Source organism: Porphyromonas asaccharolytica DSM 20707, assembly GCF_000212375.1.
Classification (GTDB): domain Bacteria; phylum Bacteroidota; class Bacteroidia; order Bacteroidales; family Porphyromonadaceae; genus Porphyromonas; species Porphyromonas asaccharolytica.
This window is the reverse complement of the sequence record NC_015501.1, coordinates 1,261,500-1,279,506: the sequence shown is the minus strand read 5'-3', so window position 1 is coordinate 1,279,506 and position 18,007 is coordinate 1,261,500. Positions and strand designations below refer to the sequence as shown.

Annotated in this window: 16 protein-coding genes; 10 read left to right on the top strand and 6 right to left on the bottom strand. The window is 52.6% G+C overall.

The genetic code is table 11. The features are described from left to right. Positions 1-33: 33 nt before the first annotated feature. Genes PORAS_RS09095 through PORAS_RS05080 form a run of 3 tightly spaced genes read right to left on the bottom strand, consistent with a single transcriptional unit; the run spans position 34 to position 3,090 of the window. Positions 34-504 (bottom strand): choice-of-anchor J domain-containing protein, encoded by a 471-nt coding sequence (locus tag PORAS_RS09095; RefSeq protein ID WP_245528007.1) that lies wholly within the window; start codon positions 502-504, stop codon positions 34-36. Further along, a complete protein-coding gene (locus PORAS_RS05085) occupies positions 422-1,495 on the bottom strand; it encodes a fimbrillin family protein (protein WP_013760431.1) in 1,074 nt (357 codons plus the stop codon). Before PORAS_RS05085 ends, PORAS_RS09095 begins: the two co-directional genes overlap by 83 nt. Before the next feature lie 20 nt (positions 1,496-1,515). Then, a complete protein-coding gene (locus PORAS_RS05080) occupies positions 1,516-3,090 on the bottom strand; it encodes a DNA/RNA non-specific endonuclease (protein ID WP_013760430.1) in 1,575 nt (524 codons plus the stop codon). Between the two features lie 516 nt (positions 3,091-3,606). Between PORAS_RS05080 and PORAS_RS05075 the strand changes: the two genes are divergently transcribed. From PORAS_RS05075 to PORAS_RS05065, 3 genes are all read left to right on the top strand, one after another. Further along, a complete protein-coding gene (locus PORAS_RS05075) occupies positions 3,607-3,984 on the top strand; it encodes a hypothetical protein (RefSeq protein WP_013760429.1) in 378 nt (125 codons plus the stop codon). A 302-nt stretch (positions 3,985-4,286) separates the two neighbouring features. Continuing rightward, the gene (locus tag PORAS_RS05070) at positions 4,287-6,419 is read left to right on the top strand and encodes a TonB-dependent receptor (protein ID WP_013760428.1); all 2,133 of its coding nucleotides are present in this window, start codon (positions 4,287-4,289) and stop codon (positions 6,417-6,419) included. A gap of 11 nt (positions 6,420-6,430) precedes the next feature. Beyond that, complete coding sequence (locus PORAS_RS05065; RefSeq protein ID WP_013760427.1) at positions 6,431-6,955, top strand: DUF4625 domain-containing protein; 525 nt, start codon at positions 6,431-6,433, stop codon at positions 6,953-6,955. 208 nt (positions 6,956-7,163) lie between these two features. Here the strand turns inward: PORAS_RS05065 and ltrA are convergent, their stop codons facing one another. Together ltrA and PORAS_RS05055 are read right to left on the bottom strand one after the other, a co-directional pair. After that, positions 7,164-8,444, bottom strand: a complete 1,281-nt coding sequence (gene ltrA, locus PORAS_RS05060) for a group II intron reverse transcriptase/maturase (RefSeq protein WP_013759989.1) — start codon at positions 8,442-8,444, stop codon at positions 7,164-7,166. A gap of 585 nt (positions 8,445-9,029) precedes the next feature. Next, a complete protein-coding gene (locus tag PORAS_RS05055) occupies positions 9,030-10,493 on the bottom strand; it encodes an aminoacyl-histidine dipeptidase (protein ID WP_013760426.1) in 1,464 nt (487 codons plus the stop codon). Positions 10,494-10,656: 163 nt separating this feature from the next. Here PORAS_RS05055 and PORAS_RS05050 point away from each other — a divergent pair, with 163 nt between their 5' ends. The 6 genes from PORAS_RS05050 to PORAS_RS05025 are packed head-to-tail and all read left to right on the top strand — an operon-like array spanning position 10,657 to position 14,875. Continuing rightward, on the top strand, positions 10,657-10,872 hold the full coding sequence (locus PORAS_RS05050; RefSeq protein WP_013760425.1) for a hypothetical protein: 216 nt from the start codon (positions 10,657-10,659) through the stop codon (positions 10,870-10,872). A 42-nt stretch (positions 10,873-10,914) separates the two neighbouring features. Further along, complete coding sequence (locus PORAS_RS05045) at positions 10,915-11,535, top strand: OmpH/Skp family outer membrane protein (protein ID WP_004330313.1); 621 nt, start codon at positions 10,915-10,917, stop codon at positions 11,533-11,535. Positions 11,536-11,590: 55 nt separating this feature from the next. After that, positions 11,591-12,316 carry a 4-hydroxy-tetrahydrodipicolinate reductase gene (gene dapB, locus PORAS_RS05040; RefSeq protein WP_013760424.1) on the top strand — a complete coding sequence of 242 codons (726 nt, stop codon included), beginning with the start codon at positions 11,591-11,593 and terminating at the stop codon, positions 12,314-12,316. A 30-nt stretch (positions 12,317-12,346) separates the two neighbouring features. Continuing rightward, on the top strand, positions 12,347-13,759 hold the full coding sequence (gene lepB, locus PORAS_RS05035; protein WP_044211346.1) for a signal peptidase I: 1,413 nt from the start codon (positions 12,347-12,349) through the stop codon (positions 13,757-13,759). Beyond that, entirely contained in the window at positions 13,743-14,228 is a 486-nt protein-coding gene (locus PORAS_RS05030) for a S26 family signal peptidase (protein WP_004330320.1), read from the top strand. Before lepB ends, PORAS_RS05030 begins: the two co-directional genes overlap by 17 nt. Then, positions 14,222-14,875, top strand: a complete 654-nt coding sequence (locus PORAS_RS05025) for a WbqC family protein (protein WP_013760422.1) — start codon at positions 14,222-14,224, stop codon at positions 14,873-14,875. Before PORAS_RS05030 ends, PORAS_RS05025 begins: the two co-directional genes overlap by 7 nt. On the opposite strand, the gene PORAS_RS05020 is transcribed toward PORAS_RS05025, so the two are convergent. Then, positions 14,872-15,216: a hypothetical protein gene (locus tag PORAS_RS05020; RefSeq protein ID WP_013760421.1), complete on the bottom strand. Its 345-nt coding sequence runs from the start codon at positions 15,214-15,216 to the stop codon at positions 14,872-14,874. The genes PORAS_RS05025 and PORAS_RS05020 overlap by 4 nt on opposite strands. A gap of 240 nt (positions 15,217-15,456) precedes the next feature. Between PORAS_RS05020 and PORAS_RS05015 the strand changes: the two genes are divergently transcribed. Then, entirely contained in the window at positions 15,457-17,934 is a 2,478-nt protein-coding gene (locus PORAS_RS05015) for a choice-of-anchor J domain-containing protein (protein WP_013760420.1), read from the top strand. The last annotated feature ends 73 nt before the right edge of the window (positions 17,935-18,007 follow it).

The window sequence follows — 18,007 nt, the reverse complement described above, 5'->3', positions numbered from 1 at the left end:
TTGTTAGGTGTTTAGGTAATAAGTAATTGATTGTTATTTCACAGTTAGCGCTTCGACTTGATAAGTCGTCGTATGAAGAGGCTCCTGCGAAGCCTCATAGAGGATAGCGATGTATCCAGCCTCAGCAGAGCCTGCGATAGCGTAGCTCTTCTTGTAGTGCTGATTGCCATAGCCACTCGGGGAAGTGCTATCGTTGATGACCTCTAGCGTCTTGACGAGTGCGCCATCCTTGTCTAGCTGCTGGACAGTGAGCGTAGCTCCGTTGGTGTGTCCCGAGCTGTATGTTAGCTCTACCGTATAGCTAGAGCCTGCGGTCATCTGCAGACGTGGCGTGATGAGGACACATTTGTTTACTGGATCCGTAGACTTATAGGCACTGGCCTGAGCATAGTGCACGTCGCCGAAAGAGCGCTTCTGGAAGTCACGCGTACCGACGAGTGCTTTGTTGAGCCAACCAGGTAGTGCAAAGGGATCGTAGTCTTTGCCCCCCCTTAGCGAAGTCATCACTGAGCGGTAGTGTGCGAGCCGTCTGTGTGAGGTCTACATTATAGACATTCTCACCAGCCGGCTTGGGGTCCGGCGTAGGCGTTTCGGTCGGTGTAACCACAATATTAGAAACAGTGCCATCGTCCTCCCAATCCACGATCTGCCCATTGACTAGATCTATAGATATACCCCCTTGCTGCTCGTCGAAGGTGATGTTATAGTAGTAGATCTTGTTGCTAATGATGTCCAGCTGCTTGATTGCCTTGGTGTAGGTGCGTCCATTGCTGAGCGTGAGCTGCAGCTCTACATCTACAATATCTTTCGGAAGAATAAGAGTCGAGGCAGAGCGCTGGTCTGCACCGATGGTGAGGGGTAGCGTCTCCTTCGAACTATATGGTGTGCGTAGCTCGCCCGTGAGGACGTCAAAGTCCCCCTCGACGACCAGGCCTTGTAGCTTCATCGATTGCAGCATTACACCTGCGGGAAGTCCCTGGACGGTGAAGACGATGCGTGAGAGGACGTGTCCGAAGAGGAGCGTGTACTCCTTCTTCTCTACACGAGGTGCCACCTCCCGGTGATGAGCCCAGAGGAGGTCGATGGGTTCCTTGATCAGATTCAGATGTATAATACCCTTCTGAACGGCTGTGCGGTAGGGAGCGTAAGCGTAGAAGTCTAGCTCCTTAACGGTGCTGGGGTAGATGCGGTCAGCAGTTGTCGTGGGATGAAAGATCGCTATCTCTCCCCCAGGGATGGCGTGGTAGTGTAGGTTATTGCGCTCCTCAGCACCACGCGCATAGACACCGATCTGGTCGCTCACGTCAAAGCGTTCGTTCGTGGCGCGCACCTCCTTGTCGCTCAGACGTATATTACTCTTGAAGACTATGTAATCCTTAGCTTGCGCTCCGTCTGCATCGGGGCAAGTGGTACAGCGAGACTGCTCCTTGGTACAAGAGGTAGCTAGGAGTAGTGTCGTGAGTAGTATAGATATTGTTGTCAGTAACTTATTCATAGTAATAGCTGGGCTGCAGATTAATTATCAAGTACGTTGACCTCATTAAGCGCAGGGAAGAAGTCAAAGCCAGTCTTCGTCTCCATCGCACTGAGCGTAGTCTGGTAAGGGGCGGGACTCCCTTTGAGCGGCTCGTGTGGTATGCACCACGCCTTGGAGTGCCAGCGCTCCTGCCTATCGCGCCATACAACCACCTTATAGAAGTAGTCAGGTATCGGACAGTCGACCCCACTTCGATCCTGTGTGTACTGATAGTTTGTATCATCAAAACCTACGCCCGTCACTACATAGAGCGTGTCGACACCACGAGCAAGCGTACGTACCTGGTTCTCTAGATTGCCCCAGATACCACTATTGTGGATTTGATTTTGAGGAACCATATTGGAGTAGTAGAACGTGCTGGCGTTGTCATCCCGAGAGGAGAGTCGATCTGCACTGGGTATTTGGTGCCCTCTAGAGTATCCTCTATTATAAGCCCCCGTCAGGTTTGGTTGATACGCTTCTGAGATCATCGGATCATACCCCCAAGCATTCGTGCGATCAACCTTTTTCTCCATTACATCCTTGTACAGCGGATAAGCCACATAGTGAGCTAGGTGCATCTTCGTATCATATAGTAGGAAGTAGTTGCGTGCCGAGGAATTGCTCGGGAGCATATGCTGCACCTCCATCGTGTTGGGGAGCGCCTTCTTGGCAGGTAGCTCTAAGTATTGGCCGACCTCTGCGACCTTGCCCGTACCGGTATCCTTGAGCGTGATCGTGTGGGTGCGTTGCTGCCCCATGACGAGGCTCTGACCCGCACGCAGTGGCCAGGTGTAGGTACGTCCGTTGGGTAGCGTGAAGAGTACCTTCATCTCGCTCGTGGTCGTCTCGATAGGTAGGAGCAGCGCAGTAGCCGTAGCGGTAGCTCCCAACACGAGGACCGGCACTGAGATCTCGGTCGTAGAGCTCGCATCGGCCTGCCACTGACGACTATAAAGGTCTAGCGTACCCGTCGTCGGCATACCAACGATGCGCACCTTGACTCCCTCTAGAGAGCCCCCATCCTCACTGCGCATCTCAAAGCGGAGCGAGGCGAGTGCCTGACGGAAGGCTAGCTGCTTCACATCATCGGGCGCAATGGCGGAGAGATTGTCCGAGATAAGCAACGGCTTGATCGTAGCCTGATCAGCGACGCTGTAAGCGATCTTGCCCTCCTGCGTCTGAGCATTGTAGGGGTAGTAAGCGAGGATGTCATACTTCATTGATGAGTCCCACTGCACCTTCTGCTGATCATCAGCTGGATCGAAGGTAGCGATGCCCCCACCACGGATAGTCTTGTAGTGTAGGTTACTATGCTGTAGTTGCTCAGCCGACCAAGTGGTACTCTGCGCTGTGCGACGTACGTAGATACCTATCTGGTCGCCAGCCTCCCATGCGGTGCCAGCGACACGCAGGTCATAGTCCTGCTGTGATGCTAGAAATGTCTGGTTGGTCTCACGCTGAGGTTGCTCCGCACCTTCTTGCCTACCGTTGGGCTGACAAGCAGCTGTCAAGAGTAGCCCCCAAGAGAGTGCTAGTAGTGTGAAGAGTAGACGATATGTCCTATTTGTCATAGATTAACTGGGATATCAGATTAACTGAGATACATGATGCCGTAGCAACTAGCGGAGGTCGCCATAAGCCCACCAAGACACAATGCAAAGGTAGCCTACATTGATCTCTCTATCGTTACTACGATATTACAAAGCTACTAAAAAATGGACTGCCAGCCAATGAAACGCAATATCCCTACACATCGTTACTCGTCTCGCGGGGATACATATCGCTACTCCTCTCTAACCTCTCATTCGATCGCCACGTGGAGATTTGACATTGCTCACATGGATTTTTTTTATTCTCCACGTGGGGAAGGAAAATTTCTTCGGAGGAATCAAATGAAACTTCGGAAGAAATGATTCTCGCCTACGTGGGAAATATTTTTTCTCCACGTGGAGATTAAAGAATTCCTACGTGGAGATTGAATTAGAGATTAGAATTTAGAGACAAGTAGCCCTTTGCGAAATTGAAAAGCTAGGCGGGTCGCTTGCAAGAAAAAAATATTTTTACTACCTTTGCGAGCGATACAGTTTATGAGAAGACTCGCACATATCGATATGCCGACTCGAATGACGGCTTTGCTATTGGGGCTAGTATACGTACTGGCTCTGATGGGACAAGCTGTGCACCAGCACGACGCAGGAGCCTTCTCGGTGATAAACTGTGCTACAGCTCAGTCTGACACAAACGATGATGAGCGGAGTGAAACGAGCTCGAAGGTTTATCTGGTCAACAACGTGACCTGCCCTATCTGCGAATTTCATCTCGGCATCACCGACCAATGTGCCATAGCACCTTCCTTTGCAGTGGACGAGTGGGATGCCCCCACTCCCGTACTACAACCCGAAGCTGTGCACCTAGCCCTGAGAGAGGGCAAAGCTCTAAGAGCCCCACCAGTGAGATACTGCTAGCCACACTTCTATCGACTATGTGGCTATGAGCGGATTAGCTCTACGCTTATACTCCGCTTTATGCGCTTACCTTGGCTGACTGCCAAAGGTGTGAGTGACCACGATGTCACTCTGATCCCCCTAGCATAGCTAGACCATATCTCTACGTGACGCAATCCCCTACGTACGCCTGGCTCCTCCGCTGTGTGTGAGCTAAGCTATCGGTGTAGTGGGGCGCATGATCTCCTTATATTTCACTGGTTAATAACATTCTTGCGATGTATTGTCGATACATTTGCTATCTATTACTATATCTCACCCCGATGGTTGCTCTAGCTGAGCCGTCCGCCTTGAGACCTGATAGCGTTGCGCTAGAGCCTCACAGCTTTGACGAGACGCTCCAGACGGTGGAGGTGCGTGCTAATAGCAAGCGGCTCCAGACCATGCGTATCGGTCAGACGATCGAGTGGCTTGACAGCACCTATCTGACGCAGCACTTTACGGGTAACTTTGCAGCGACACTGAGCAGCCTCCCCGGGGTCAATGTGATCACGATCGGCTCTGGCTACGGTAAGCCTGTGATCCGTGGTCTAGGCTTCAATCGTATCGCCTATGTCGATGGCGGACTCAAGCAAGAGGGGCAGCAGTGGGGTGCTGACCATGGGCTGGAGGTAGACGCCTTCGACCAAGACCCCGTACAGGTGATCAAGGGTGCTGGCTCCCTACTCTACGGCAGTGATGCCCTAGGGGGAGTCATCGTGAGGCTGCCGGCTACACCTCCTCACAAGCAAGGCCTTTACGGCTCCTATACCATGATGGGGCAAAGCAGCACAATGGGCGGCGGGGGCAGTCTCATGATGGGCTACCTGCATGGAGCGCACCACCTCCGCCTACGTATGAGCGGTCAGTATCACGGCGACCGCAATGTGACGGCAGACAGCATCACCTACCTCACGCGCTGGATACCTATATATAATGGTAGGTTGAAAAACAGTGCTACACAAACCTACGCTTCGCAACTACGCTACGAATGGCTAGGAGAGCAGGTCAAAGCTTCGCTGCAAGCCTCTGTCAATGGCGAGCGCAGTGGCTTCTTCCCAGGAGCGCATGGCATACCAGACCTCAAGCGTGTGCTTCCTGACGAGAGCCGATACAATATCGAGCTACCATACAGCACCGTGCGTCAGATCTCGACACAGGGTAGCCTCCAGTGGAGGCTTTCTCCGCAGTGGCAAGTGATCGGCGAGCTAGGCTGGCAGCAGAACTTGCGCCGTGAACTTAGCGCCTTCCACACGCACTACGGGACGATGCAGCAACCTGAGCGGGACGCTGACTTAGAGTTTGAGTTTGACCTCAAGACCATCTCAGCACGCTTGCAGGCAAGCTACTATGCCCCGTGGGGTGGCAAGTGGACGCTAGCCACTGATGGGCAGTATCAGTGGCACAAGCGGAGAGGCTATGGCTTCCTCTTACCAGACTACCAGCGGGCGACGAGCGGCGTGAGCCTAACCTATCAGGGACGCATAGCTCAGGGGCTACACCTCACCAGTGGTCTGCGCTACGATCTAGGCTACATAGCGATGAGTCCCTACCATGACCCTTACCTAGCTGACTACCTCCAGGAGCGTGGCGAGTCCTCGGCAACCTTGTCGCAGTACTACTACAGCAGTCAGGAGGGCGAGCGGAGGTGGCACGACCTTTCGGGTAGTGTCGGCTTAGCTTGGCAGATAGACCGTCATTGGCTCTGGAAGGTTAATCTAGGCAGGAGCTTTCGCCTACCAGGCATCTACGAGCTTGCGGCAAATGGCATCCACCACGGCACCTTTCGCCACGAGGTGGGCGACCCTTCGCTGGGCAGTGAGCAGGGGTGGCTACTAGATAGCGAGGTAGGCTTTCACAATGACCTGTGGAGCTGTACGGTCTCTCCCTTTGTGACCTACTTTACCAACTACATCTTCCTACAACCCTCGGGTGAATGGTCTATACTGCCCCACTCGGGACAGATATATCGCTACCAATCCACACGAGCGCTCTTCACAGGCGTTGAGCTGGAGGGTACTTGGCATCTGCACCCGCAGTGGGACTACCACCTGCAGGGTGACTACGTCTACACCTACAATGTGGCAGACGGCTTAGCTCTTCCCTACTCGCCACCAGCTCGCTTTAGCCACGACTTGACCTGGCACCCTGAGCATTGGGCGCTTTCGCTCAAGCATCGCATCATAGCTCCTCAGCATCGCATCGCGCGCAATGAGGAGCCGACACCTGGCACAGCGTCCTTACTGGACCTAACTGTGACCTACGACGGACAGCTCAGACAGAGCAACTACCGCATCTCTCTAGCTATCCAAAACCTTTTGAACAGCCGCTACTATGACCACATGAGTTACTACAGGCGAGTCAATCTCCCTGAGGCTGGACGAAACGTACTACTAACAATCAATCTATCATTCTAATCTTCAATACTATGATGAAAAGAACAATCTTCGCATCAATCACGCTCCTCAGCTGTCTCGCTCTAGCGACAGCCTTCACCGCTTGCAAGGAGGAGCCTAAAGACACAACCAAGCCTATCATCGAGCTAATCGAACCAGAGGATCATGATAAGCTCCTCATCGGCGATGAGACCGGCGTCCACTTCGAGATGAAGCTCTCGGACGATGATCTCGTCAAGTCGTACAAGATCGACATCCACAACAACTTCGATGGGCACTCGCACACCCGCGACCTACGTCACGGTGATGACAAGACGAAGCCTTTTACCTTTAACAAGGAGTACACCGTCAATCAGCGCAACGCCTCTATCCACCACCACGACATCAAGATACCGGCCAATGCGACTCCTGGCGAGTACCACCTCCTAGTCTACTGCGTGGATCGCTCGGGCAACGAGTCGATGGTGGCTCGCACCATCATCCTCTCGACGGATGCTCCTGGTGATCATCACCACGACCACGACCATGACCATGACCACGACCATGACCACGAATAAGGCGGGTCAGAGATATTAATTTGTTTAGTGTATGTGATAGGGAGGGGTGTTACCGTGATGGTAGCACCTCTCTCGCTTTTTCATTGTTTCCGCTTACGTGTCGTAGGAGGAGCACAAAATCGAGTAGGTCGGGAAACGAAAGTTTTCTGACCTACTTTCGTTTCCTTTCCTCTCACACCACCGTACGTGCCGTTCGGCATACGGCGGTTTAATTCGTTTTCAAAGAGTGTCTAATCGCATAGTAGTCCAAACAGCTTACGAGGCCTCTGCGGGCTAGCACATCTTTCGATATTGCTCGTACCACGCATGTACGTCTCACCACCCATTCGTAGCGGTCTCCGCTGCACGAGGTGAGCTTGGCTAAGTCGTTGCAGATACCAAGCTTGCGTAGCCCCCAGGCTCGCTTTCGAGGTGTTTTCCATTGCTTCCATATCACCTTACGTAGCATCGTGCGCAGATGTTCGTCTATCCCTACCATCTTGCCTTTCATAGCTCCAATGGCAAAGTAGTTTATCCATCCACGTATCACTCTGTTCAGCATTGTGATACGGGCAGTCATGGAGATGCTCCACGAGCGTTTGCATAGTTTCTTCAGCTTCCTGACAAACTTCGCTACGGAGTCCTCGTGAGGTCTTGCCGTCCACTGCTTGGTCTGAGGGGATTTGTAAAATCCAAAACCGAGGTACTTAAGTTTGCTCGGTCGGCAGACGTGCGTTTTGGTGGCATTGACCTTAAGCCCGAGGACACGCTCTATCCATTGGGTGACAGAGTGCATCACTCGTTTGGCACTTGCTTCGCTTCTTACTGCTATGACGCAGTCGTCTGCGTATCGAACATAGCGCAGCCCCCGTCTGACCATTTCCTTATCTAGCTCGTTGAGCATCACATTGCTCAACAAGGGGGACAAATTGCCACCTTGGGGCGTGCCGAGTTCTGTGGCTTCGTAAAGACCATTCTCCATTACGCCCGACTTCAGATACTTGCGTATCAGACTTTCGGTGTCTGGGTCATGGATCACACGACCCACATAACTCATCAGTTTGTCTTGTGGAACATTGTCGAAGAACTTCTCCAAGTCTATGTCAACTATCCACTCCGCTCCCTCGTTGAGGTATTCCAAAAGCTTCTGAACGGCTTGCTCACAGCTCCTGCCGGGGCGGAAGCCGTAGCTGTTCTCTTGAAACTCTGCCTCGAAGATGGGAGTCAGGACTTGGACAATCGATTGTTGAAGGGTTCGGTCGACAACGGTCGGGATACCGAGCTTGCGTACGCCTCCGTTGGGCTTAGGTATCTCAACCCTCCGTACGGGGGCTGGCTTGTACCTACGCTCTAGGATCGACTGCTTGATGCTCGTCCAATTGGCGTTCATATAGTCGCGGAGCTCCTCGACTTTCATACCGTCTATACCCGAGGCGCCCTTGTTGCTCACAACACGATTGAGTGCCTCGCGTACATTATTCTTGGCGAGTATCTGTTCGATTAGTTTCATCTTCCGTCTTTCTTAATTTCCGCTTCCGATGCTCGCGTGCTTAGCTCTATGTGGTCGATCGCATTGACGTTTTGACCGTTGCCACTCGTCAGCAAAAACATCGGAACATACATTCTTGATTAACGTTACGAATTATTCGGTCCTTCGCCTTGTTCTGCGCGAGAACGGCTACTTCGACCTCTGCTGACTCCTCGACATTCGTTGTTACTATCCTTGAGGACTGCCGAGGCCTCACGGGATAAGCCATACATCTTTCATCGTTTACCTGCCTAATTTACGCATCAAGGTTACGGTTGCCTTTTGGAGCTTCACTGTCGCGTGCCAGCTTGTCCGCTTGATACGCCTTGGTATTAGGTTTCTGTTCGTCAGGCCACGAATTCGCTATTGCTTCTTCTCTCCCAAGGGTCACCCCTTGAAACTTGCAAGTCGCTATGGGGTTCGTTGGCAACTACGCCCCGTGTGGACTTTCACCACAGATGTATGACATGCCCGTCATACGCGCAGAAGGCTCAACCGCATCACTGCGACTGAGCCTTCTCGTTGTTTTTATTCTGCCGACTGGTAGGTCAGCAATCTTAGCTGTGATTACTTGCGCTTAGGAGCGTTCTTGAGGATCGCTACGAGGTGACGCCAGAACATCTCCACCGTCTTGATCTCCATGCGCTCTGCGGGTGAGTGCACGTCACGCATCGTCGGACCAAAGGAGACCATGTCGAGGTAAGGATACTTCGCGAGGAAGAGTCCGCACTCGAGACCTGCGTGGATGGCCTTGACCTCGGGATCCTTGCCGAAGAGCTCGCGATAGGTGCTCTCAGCGACCTTTAGGATCTCAGAGTCGGGGTTAGGTGCCCAGCCAGGATAGCCGTCACGAACCTCAGTGCGTGCGCCTGCTAGCTCGAAGAGTGCAAGGAGCATATTGCCTACATCCTCCTTGAGCGACTCGGTAGAGCTGCGCTGACTCGTCTCAATGCTGATCACATTGCCCTCCTGCATCTTGACACTGGCTAGATTGGTAGAGGTCTCTACGAGTCCCTCTAGCGAGTGGCTCATACCCATCACACCATGAGGGCAAGCGTAGAGCGTGCGGATGACCGTGTCAGCCGTCTTAGCATCGACGACCTCCTTAGGCGTTGTGGTCGTCTCCACACGGAGGTTGACATTAGGATCAACCTTCTTGAGCTCATTGCGGAACTCAGCGTCCATCTCGTTTGCCCAGATAGCTAGATCCTCCTTGCGATTAGCAGGGATGGTGATGACAGCCTTAGCCTCACGAGCGATAGCGTTGTGTAGATTACCGCCATCGATCGTAGCGAGGCGCATCTCAGGCACCTCCTTGAGTACCTTATATAGGTAGCGCACGAGGAGCTTATTGGCGTTGCCTAGACCGACATGGATATCGCCACCGCTGTGTCCGCCCTTGAGACCGCTTACCTTCACCTCGAGAGCTATCTGCCCAGCAGGCGTAGCCTCTGTGGTGTAGTCAAAGAAAGCCATCGTGCCCATACCACCAGCGCAGCCGATGAACATCTCGCCCTCATCCTCACTATCGAGGTTGATGAGGATGCGCCCCTGGACGAAGCCTGGCTCGATACCCATGGCACCGGTCAGACCTGTCTCCTCATCTACTGTAAAGAGGCACTCGACTGGTCCATGCTCTACGGTGGGATCGGTCAGGACAGCGAGCCCTGCAGCGACACCAATACCATTATCAGCGCCTAGGGTCGTACCCTCAGCGTGAATCCATCCGTCGGTGATCTTGGTCTTGATAGGATCCTTGTAGAAGTCATGCTCTACGTCACTATTCTTCTCGCAGACCATATCTATATGTCCCTGGAGGATGATGGTCTCGCGATCCTCCATACCAGGCGTAGCACCCTTGCGGATGACGATATTGCCTGTCTTATCCTGCGCATAGTCTAGGTTATGCTCCTCGGCAAACTTCTTGAGGAAAGCCAGTATCTGCTCCTCATGCTTTGAGGGGCGAGGGATCTTGGTGATTTCGTAGAAGTGCTGCCAGATGGGCATGTTAGTTAGATCTGTTATTTGCATCGTTTATTGCTTTGAAAAGTTAGAATATTAGCTGGTTAACTACCACACGGCCTCAGTTTGTTTTATCAAATGCGTGCGTAAGTCCGACAAAAGGTATACCTTTGTCTACCTGAGAGCTGTAGCACCGTGCTACTCTCCCTCTGCAAATATACTAAGAAAAACTATGAAACTCATCATCATATCCATTATCCTCATCGGACTCGCCGTAGTTTTACTCGCCTTGCGACTGATCGTCAAGGGCGACAAGAACCCCCAAAGTTCACACATTGAGGACAGTAAAGCTCTTAAGAAGAGAGGTATAGGATGTGCCAACAAGCAGATGGCAGAGCTAGCCACAAGGCAAAACTTAGCCGACCGTATGGCCGATGATCCGCAATAGTCCTCTCTTCTATCACTCTCGTCAATCAACACTATAGCTTATATGAATCAGAAATCAATCCTCCTACTCTCCCTACTCGTTGCGTCTCTTCTATTCGGTAGCTGCCAGAAGAAGCAGTCCGATGGGCAGCCCGCTACCTCAGAGCCGCTCACAGAGACCACTCCTACTAGTGATCACACGCTTAAGATAGGTGTAGTATCTCTCGACTCGCTTTACAAGAACTACGAATACTATACCCAAGCAAACAAGCAGATAGAGGCTCAACTCAAGCGCAATCAGCAGACTCTTGCCAACAAGGCTCAGAAGGCTCAAGAGGCCTACGCAAGCTATATGGAAAAGGCTCAGAAGGGTCTCTTCACCTCCCAGGCTCAAGTTGATGCTGAGGAGAAGCGCATCACGGCTATGCAGCAAGAAGGTGCTCAGTTGGAGCAGCGTTATGCCGAGGAGGCGATGAAAGTACAAGCAGATGCTCAGAAGGCTCTACACGATGAAGTGGTCGCTCAGCTCAAAGCCTTTAACGCAGATAAGAAGTATGACCTGATCCTTACCTCCGCAGGTCTAGAAGGGGTTATGTACGCTGGCGAAAGCTTTGACATTACCCAAGAAGTCCTAGACTTCCTCAACGCTGCCTACAAGGCTAAGGCTAAGGAGACTAAGAAGTAACTCACACATCCCGTGTGTTGTGAGCCACGCACACTCGCTGTAATACTTACCTACTATGAAAATCGCTATACTCGGATACGGACGCATGGGGCACATGATCGAAGAGGTCGCTACCCAGCGCGGACATGAGGTGGTCGCTCGTATAGATAAGACTGATGCGGCCTTACTGGAGGATGGCTCTCTGCGAGAGGCCGATGTCGCCATTGAGTTTTCCACCCCTGAGAGTGGCTACCAGCTTTGCCAAGCTGCCCTAAAGGCGGGACTACCCGTGGTCACGGGCAGTACAGGCTGGAAGGAGCAACTAGAGGCGCTAAAGGCTGAGGTGCAAAGCTCTGGCCGTGGGGGACTCTTTGCTGCGTCCAACTTTAGTCTCGGGATGAATCTGATGATGATCCTCAATGAGCAACTCGCACAGCTCATGGCTCCCTATCCCGAGTACACGCCACGCATTCAGGAGACGCATCACATACACAAGCTTGATGCGCCTAGTGGCACTGCGATCACACTTGCCGAGGGGCTGATCAAGCAGACCCCCTCACTACACGACTGGCATCTAGGAGTAGAGACTCATGACGGTTCTCTCGGCATAGAGGCAATCCGTGAAGGCGAGGTCCCAGGCATCCACACCGTCATCTATCACTCTGACATCGACGAGATAACGCTACGCCACGAGGCTTATAGCCGTCGGGGCTTTGCGCTAGGAGCCACCCTCGCTGCGGAGTATCTCCTGCAGCACCCCGTAGGCGTTTGGTCTATGCGTGACCTCATCCTACACAAATAGCTGTACCCACACACCCTTCACGCTATGAAAATGAAGCTTCACTGGCAAGATAAGTCCCTATTTCAGAAGATTGTAGCGATCATCGTACCGATCCTCTATCTCCTCTTTTGTATCCTCTGGGCCGGTCCCTTTTGGCTGATCTTCCTCCCCTTTATCGTGGACTATTACTTTACCAAGCTCATCAATTGGTCTTGGTATCGCAACATCAAGAACAAGACGCTGCGAGGCTTCGTATCGCTATTGGCAGACCTCCTCTGGGCAGTCATCGGCGTGCATCTACTCAGCATCTTCTTCATTCAGAACTTCGCCATCCCCACCTCTTCACTAGAGAAGACGCTCCTCGTGGGTGATTACCTCTTTGTGGACAAAGTGACCTACGGTCCCCGTATGCCGATGACTCCGCTGCAGGTGCCATTAACGCAAAACCGCTTTCTCGGCCGTGAGTCTTATCTCAGCAAGCCACAGCTCTCCTACAAGCGTCTCAAAGGCATCCGAAAGGTACAGCGTGGCGACCTTGTCGTCTTCAACTTCCCCACGGGCGACACCGTCACGACCAAGGTAACCAATCCCGACTACTACTACCTCAAGGAGATGTATGGCGGACGGGCTGCCCTAGAGGCTCAGCCCGAGGTCTTTGGCAAGATTGTCTACCGTCCCGTGGATCGTCGTGACCACTATGTGAAGCGCTGTGTGGGACTCCCCGGCGACCTCATCGAGATACGCAACAACGATATCTATATCGATGGCAAGCTACAGGAGCGCCCCGAGCATATGCAGCTCAACTACTGGGTCTGCACCCGTGGAGGACGATTCTCCGCTGAGGAGCTCAAGCATCTAGGCATTAGTCTCGATGACCAGCATATAGTCTCTGCATCACGGCTCACGACGGCCGATCTAGAGGAGATGGGCTTGACAGGCGTTGATCTGAGCGACGTACAGGCACTCTACTTGCTTCCTCTCACGGAAACGATGCGCCAGCAACTAGCCAGTGATAGCCGTGTCGCTAAGATCGTTGTGTCGCAAGATCCCAATACCAATCTCTACCCCGTAGGTTATGACCTCGGCTGGACTCGTGACAACTACGGACCGCTACAGATACCACGCAAGGGGCTTACCATCGAGCTCACGCCCGACGCCTTAGCACTCTACAGCCGATGCATACACAACTACGAGGGGCACGCTCTCGAGCAGCGTCCCGACGGCACCATCCTCATCGACGGACAGCCCGCTACGCACTACACCTTTGGGATGGACTACTACTATATGATGGGTGACAATCGCCACAACTCGGCCGATAGTCGCTACTGGGGCTTCGTTCCTGAGGATCATATCGTAGGGCGTCCCGCTCTCCTCTGGCTCTCGCTAGACAAGGATCTAGGTCTCTGGAACGGCAAGATACGCTGGAGACGTATGATGCACACGATACATGGTCAGCCACTCTGACATAGCGACGAGGAGACGAGCCACCTGGCTACGCTGGGTACTTCCGACGATCATGGTAGGACTCATCATCGTCGGGCGGCTCTTCTTCTTTGTCTATCGCCAGCCCACACCTAGCGGGAGCAACTACCACCTGATGAGCCGCATCGCACAGCCACATCGAGGCGACAATGTGCTCCTCACGCTAACAGCCGACAGTTTAGCTGGGAGTAAGCTCATGCTACGAGTTGTGGGCGAGCCAAGCGACACCCTGCGCTTTACCGAGGGCAAGCTCCTGGTCCTGGGCAAGCGTGGCCGGCAAACCTTTATCATGCCACTCCCCCAGCCTTTACAGCAAAGCACTTACGAAGTGGTCTTGGCAGCCGATGAGTACTGGCTCCTAGCCAAGCCCCCGCTCACGACAGAGACGATAGACTCGCGCCTCCTCGGACCGATCCACCGCTCAGAGATCACAGCGACCGTAATATGGTAGTACTCCCCACGGCATACGCTCCCTCAGTCGCCTATATGAGCTATCTACTGGACAGCTCCACGCGTATAGAGGCACACGAGTATTATCAGAAGCAGACCTACCGCAATCGCTGCGCCATCGTAGGTGCCGAAGGGGTGATGAAGCTCTCTATCCCCGTCCTAGCGGGCTCCTCACAGCAGTGCCCTATCCAGTCCGTGCAGATCGCTGAGCATGACAACTGGCGGCACAAGCACTGGTACACTATAGAGACCTGCTACGGCGCATCACCTTACTACGAGTACTACGCTCCCGACCTAGCACCACTCTACCTCGACAAAGAGCGCCGAGCCACATCGCTCTATCAGCACAACAAGCGGCTCATCATGCGCATCTGCCAACTCATCCACCTTCCCTACCAATGGCGAGAGACAGAGCAGTATGTCGGCACCTCAGTTGGTGTATGTTCACAGCTCCTGCCACCCATCGCCACCGCCAGCACAGCGACCGAAGAGGCTATCGCCTCCGTTCCGTACTATCAAGTCTTCGTGGGTTCGCTCGGCTTCGTTGCCAATCTCAGTATCTTCGACCTGCTCTTCAATATGGGACCCGAGTCGCTCCTCGTCTTGCGACAGCTCCACAACCAGCTCTCTGGCATCTCGCTTCTCTAGGGATGAGCGTAGCCATCGGCCACAACCACCGTCATAAAGACGCCGAAGATTAGGACGAAGATTATTAGCCAAAAGAAAGAGATACAGGCCCCTGCAATGGCTAGACCTCGTGGCTTACGAAAGATGCCAATAGTAGAGAAGATGGCTCCTAAGACCCATACAATCCAACCTACGACGGGGAACCAACCTACGACTAGGGCGACCAACGACAAGGCGAAGCCCGTCGTCCCTAGAGAGTTCTTGCGCGGAGTCGGCACCACGTTCTGGACGTAGACATTTGTAACAGGCTTGTCCTGTTGCTCCTCATTTCGATTTTCGTAGGGAGGAGTATTTACTTCCATAAGAAACTAGTTGATAATGTTTTGCTGTACCAAATGTACGAAAAGCTATCAATAGAGACTCCATAACTCTACGACATGGAGGGATCCTTAGTACTAGATTGCACCCATAGTAACATACCCTTCACATCATCAGCATACCTTTGTCTCCGCAACTGCTCTAGTGGGCAGTACCTTGTGGTGCGCTCTAGCTAGAGACTGCGCATCATCAAGCCTGATCATCATAAACATTTTCACTTTACTATGAGACAAAGACTTTACCTCTTCACCTTACTACTCCTAGGACTACTGAGCTCCTCACACGCTCAGAGCAATCCCTACGGAGTAGATCCGACAGCCACCCCTATCGCCTGCACGACGATAGACCTAGACTTCGAAGATGGGCAACTCCCTACTGACTGGCTCAATGTATCTCTAGAGGGATCACGCCAGTGGGTCCTTAAGACCTTTGACGAGAATACGGCTCTACGTATGACAGCTTACCAATCGGGGAGCAAGTGTACCACAGCTTTCGTATCCCCTCTGATTGAGTTCCCTGCGAATGAGGGGCGGGGCTATCAGCTAAACTTCTGGAGTCATACAGGCTATGCCAATGGAGCAAAGCTCGTGACGAAACTACTCGATCGCAATGGCAATGTGGTACAAGTCCTCGAGGAGTTCATCAAAGAAAGTCATCCAGACTGGGCTCCCTTTTGGGATGAGCACACACTCTACCTACCTGACACGACAAAGCCAGGCTATATATGCTTTGAGTACATCGGCAATGACGACAACACGCAAGGACCTATCATGACCACGACCTACGAGATCGATGACATCGTCATAGAGCCTGCCAACGCTGAGCAAGAGCTCACCGCCTCCGTAAGTAGCTACGATTTCTATAGTCGTGCGATCAATGAGGATCACACCTACACCATCACCTTCCTCGGACGCAACCTCCCTGAGGACATACAGCTCTCACTCACTGACAGCAGCAAAGTATTTACCCTGAGCACCACCACCCTACCTAAGGAGGGTGGTGAGCTGGTCATCACTTATCATCCCACAGAGGGCGGCAGTCACTCAGCCTCTCTCTCCGCAACGGCTGGAGATCTTTATGAGGGGATTATGCTCTACGGACGCGGTTTGGACCCCTCTAATCCCTACAATGTGAACGTCACTATGACCCCGCAAGCTCTCGATGAGGACTTTGAGCCATACGGATGGGACGACTCTGGCTACAATCTACCCAAGGGGTGGAGTCAGATTCCTCTCAAAGGTCGTGTAGCGTGGGAGGTTCGAGATTACAACAATAATATGTTCCTACAGATCAATCCCTTTGGTCTAGGTGTAGAGGTCGAGACGGCCGTAACGACACCTCTGATCGATATGGATCCGACAAAGAGCTACACGCTATCCTTCGACTACAACTGGGGCTTTGCCAATGGAGCTGAGCTATCTGTCCTACTTTTAGACAAGGCGGGCAAGGTTGTCAAGGAGCTCACGACACTCTCCCACACCGACAATGTACTGTGGAGGGATGACTTCACTCCAATGGAGATCTTGTTACCCTCAGGCTGTGATGATAGCTTTATCACCTTCTTGTACAGGGGGCTGGACAGTGACGACAAAAGCCTAAAACGCACGACCGCTTATCGACTAGACAATGTCAAGGTGTATGCTGAGAGCGACCAGCCCTCATCGGGTAGCATCAAGGCGAGTGAGTCTCGTGTGGACTTTGGAGAGTTTCTCGTTGGAGAGAGAGATGAGTATCAGATCTCACTCACTGGAGAGGACTTAAGCGAGGATATGACTATATCGCTAGAGGGTGATGAAGGCTTTACCATCAGCCCCACGACCCTACCCAAGGAGGGTGGAGATATAACAATCGCCTTTGATGCTAAGAAGTCGGGATCGTTTACGACCAAGATCCTAGTGAAGAGTGGCGAGGCATCTCTCGCGATTCCTGTACTAGCTACCGTAGAGGGCAACGAGGGCGATGATGACGATGATCCGACCCCAGCCTCCTACCACTTTGACACAACGGCAACACCTATCTCTCTCAATGAGGACTTTGAGTCGGGCTCCTTACCCGAGGGGTGGAGTTCACAGGCACTAGTCGGTACTCGCCAATGGATTATCAAGGAGTACAACAGTAATCAGTATGCCCAGTTCTCAGCATTTAAGAGTGGAGAGCAACTGACCGTAGGACTTATTACGCCTCTTGTAGCGATAGACGCTGCCAAGGAGTACAAGCTGCAGTTTGACCTCAAGAGCGGATTCTGCAATGGTGCAACCCTCAAAGTCTGCCTCTACGATGCTCAGGGACAATTGACTAAGGAGCTTAAGACATTCACCGCCACGGAGCCTGAGCAGGGATATGCTGACAACTTTACCACAGAGACTATCGTCTTGCCTAAGGGCATCAGCAATAGCTTCATCCTCTTCGAGTACAAAGGCGATGATAGCTCTCAAAGCAAGCGAACCACAACCTATCAGGTAGACAATGTCAAGGTAAGCCAAATCACATCACTGCAAGATGTCGTCACAACGCCTGCCTACACAATTGATGGAGTCAAGTTGACCCTTACAGGTCATAGTTCTCTGACACTCTACACAGTAGATGGTACGATGGTGGCTCACGGTGATTACCCTGCTATGAGCCAGCTCACACTTGAGCCGAGCAAATGCTACATACTGCTACTAAACGGCATCACCTACAAGCTTATGACTCGTGAGTGATCACAAGTAGTTGCGACTTAATATCTAGACAGGGGCAAGTCCCCTTGACAATAATCGGTGACTAGCAGAGAGC

What these genes read in the sequence shown, in the direction of transcription:
- PORAS_RS09095 (WP_245528007.1), bottom strand. Translation starts at nt 504, where the DNA reads ATGACTTCGCTAAGGGGGGGCAAAGACTACGATCCCTTTGCACTACCT.
- PORAS_RS05025 (WP_013760422.1), top strand. Translation starts at nt 14,222, where the DNA reads ATGGTAGTACTCCCCACGGCATACGCTCCCTCAGTCGCCTATATGAGC.
- PORAS_RS05075 (WP_013760429.1), top strand. Translation starts at nt 3,607, where the DNA reads ATGAGAAGACTCGCACATATCGATATGCCGACTCGAATGACGGCTTTG.
- PORAS_RS05030 (WP_004330320.1), top strand. Translation starts at nt 13,743, where the DNA reads ATGGTCAGCCACTCTGACATAGCGACGAGGAGACGAGCCACCTGGCTA.
- PORAS_RS05080 (WP_013760430.1), bottom strand. Translation starts at nt 3,090, where the DNA reads ATGACAAATAGGACATATCGTCTACTCTTCACACTACTAGCACTCTCT.
- PORAS_RS05015 (WP_013760420.1), top strand. Translation starts at nt 15,457, where the DNA reads ATGAGACAAAGACTTTACCTCTTCACCTTACTACTCCTAGGACTACTG.
- dapB (WP_013760424.1), top strand. Translation starts at nt 11,591, where the DNA reads ATGAAAATCGCTATACTCGGATACGGACGCATGGGGCACATGATCGAA.
- PORAS_RS05045 (WP_004330313.1), top strand. Translation starts at nt 10,915, where the DNA reads ATGAATCAGAAATCAATCCTCCTACTCTCCCTACTCGTTGCGTCTCTT.
- PORAS_RS05070 (WP_013760428.1), top strand. Translation starts at nt 4,287, where the DNA reads ATGGTTGCTCTAGCTGAGCCGTCCGCCTTGAGACCTGATAGCGTTGCG.
- PORAS_RS05065 (WP_013760427.1), top strand. Translation starts at nt 6,431, where the DNA reads ATGATGAAAAGAACAATCTTCGCATCAATCACGCTCCTCAGCTGTCTC.
- PORAS_RS05020 (WP_013760421.1), bottom strand. Translation starts at nt 15,216, where the DNA reads ATGGAAGTAAATACTCCTCCCTACGAAAATCGAAATGAGGAGCAACAG.
- PORAS_RS05050 (WP_013760425.1), top strand. Translation starts at nt 10,657, where the DNA reads ATGAAACTCATCATCATATCCATTATCCTCATCGGACTCGCCGTAGTT.
- lepB (WP_044211346.1), top strand. Translation starts at nt 12,347, where the DNA reads ATGAAGCTTCACTGGCAAGATAAGTCCCTATTTCAGAAGATTGTAGCG.
- PORAS_RS05055 (WP_013760426.1), bottom strand. Translation starts at nt 10,493, where the DNA reads ATGCAAATAACAGATCTAACTAACATGCCCATCTGGCAGCACTTCTAC.
- ltrA (WP_013759989.1), bottom strand. Translation starts at nt 8,444, where the DNA reads ATGAAACTAATCGAACAGATACTCGCCAAGAATAATGTACGCGAGGCA.
- PORAS_RS05085 (WP_013760431.1), bottom strand. Translation starts at nt 1,495, where the DNA reads ATGAATAAGTTACTGACAACAATATCTATACTACTCACGACACTACTC.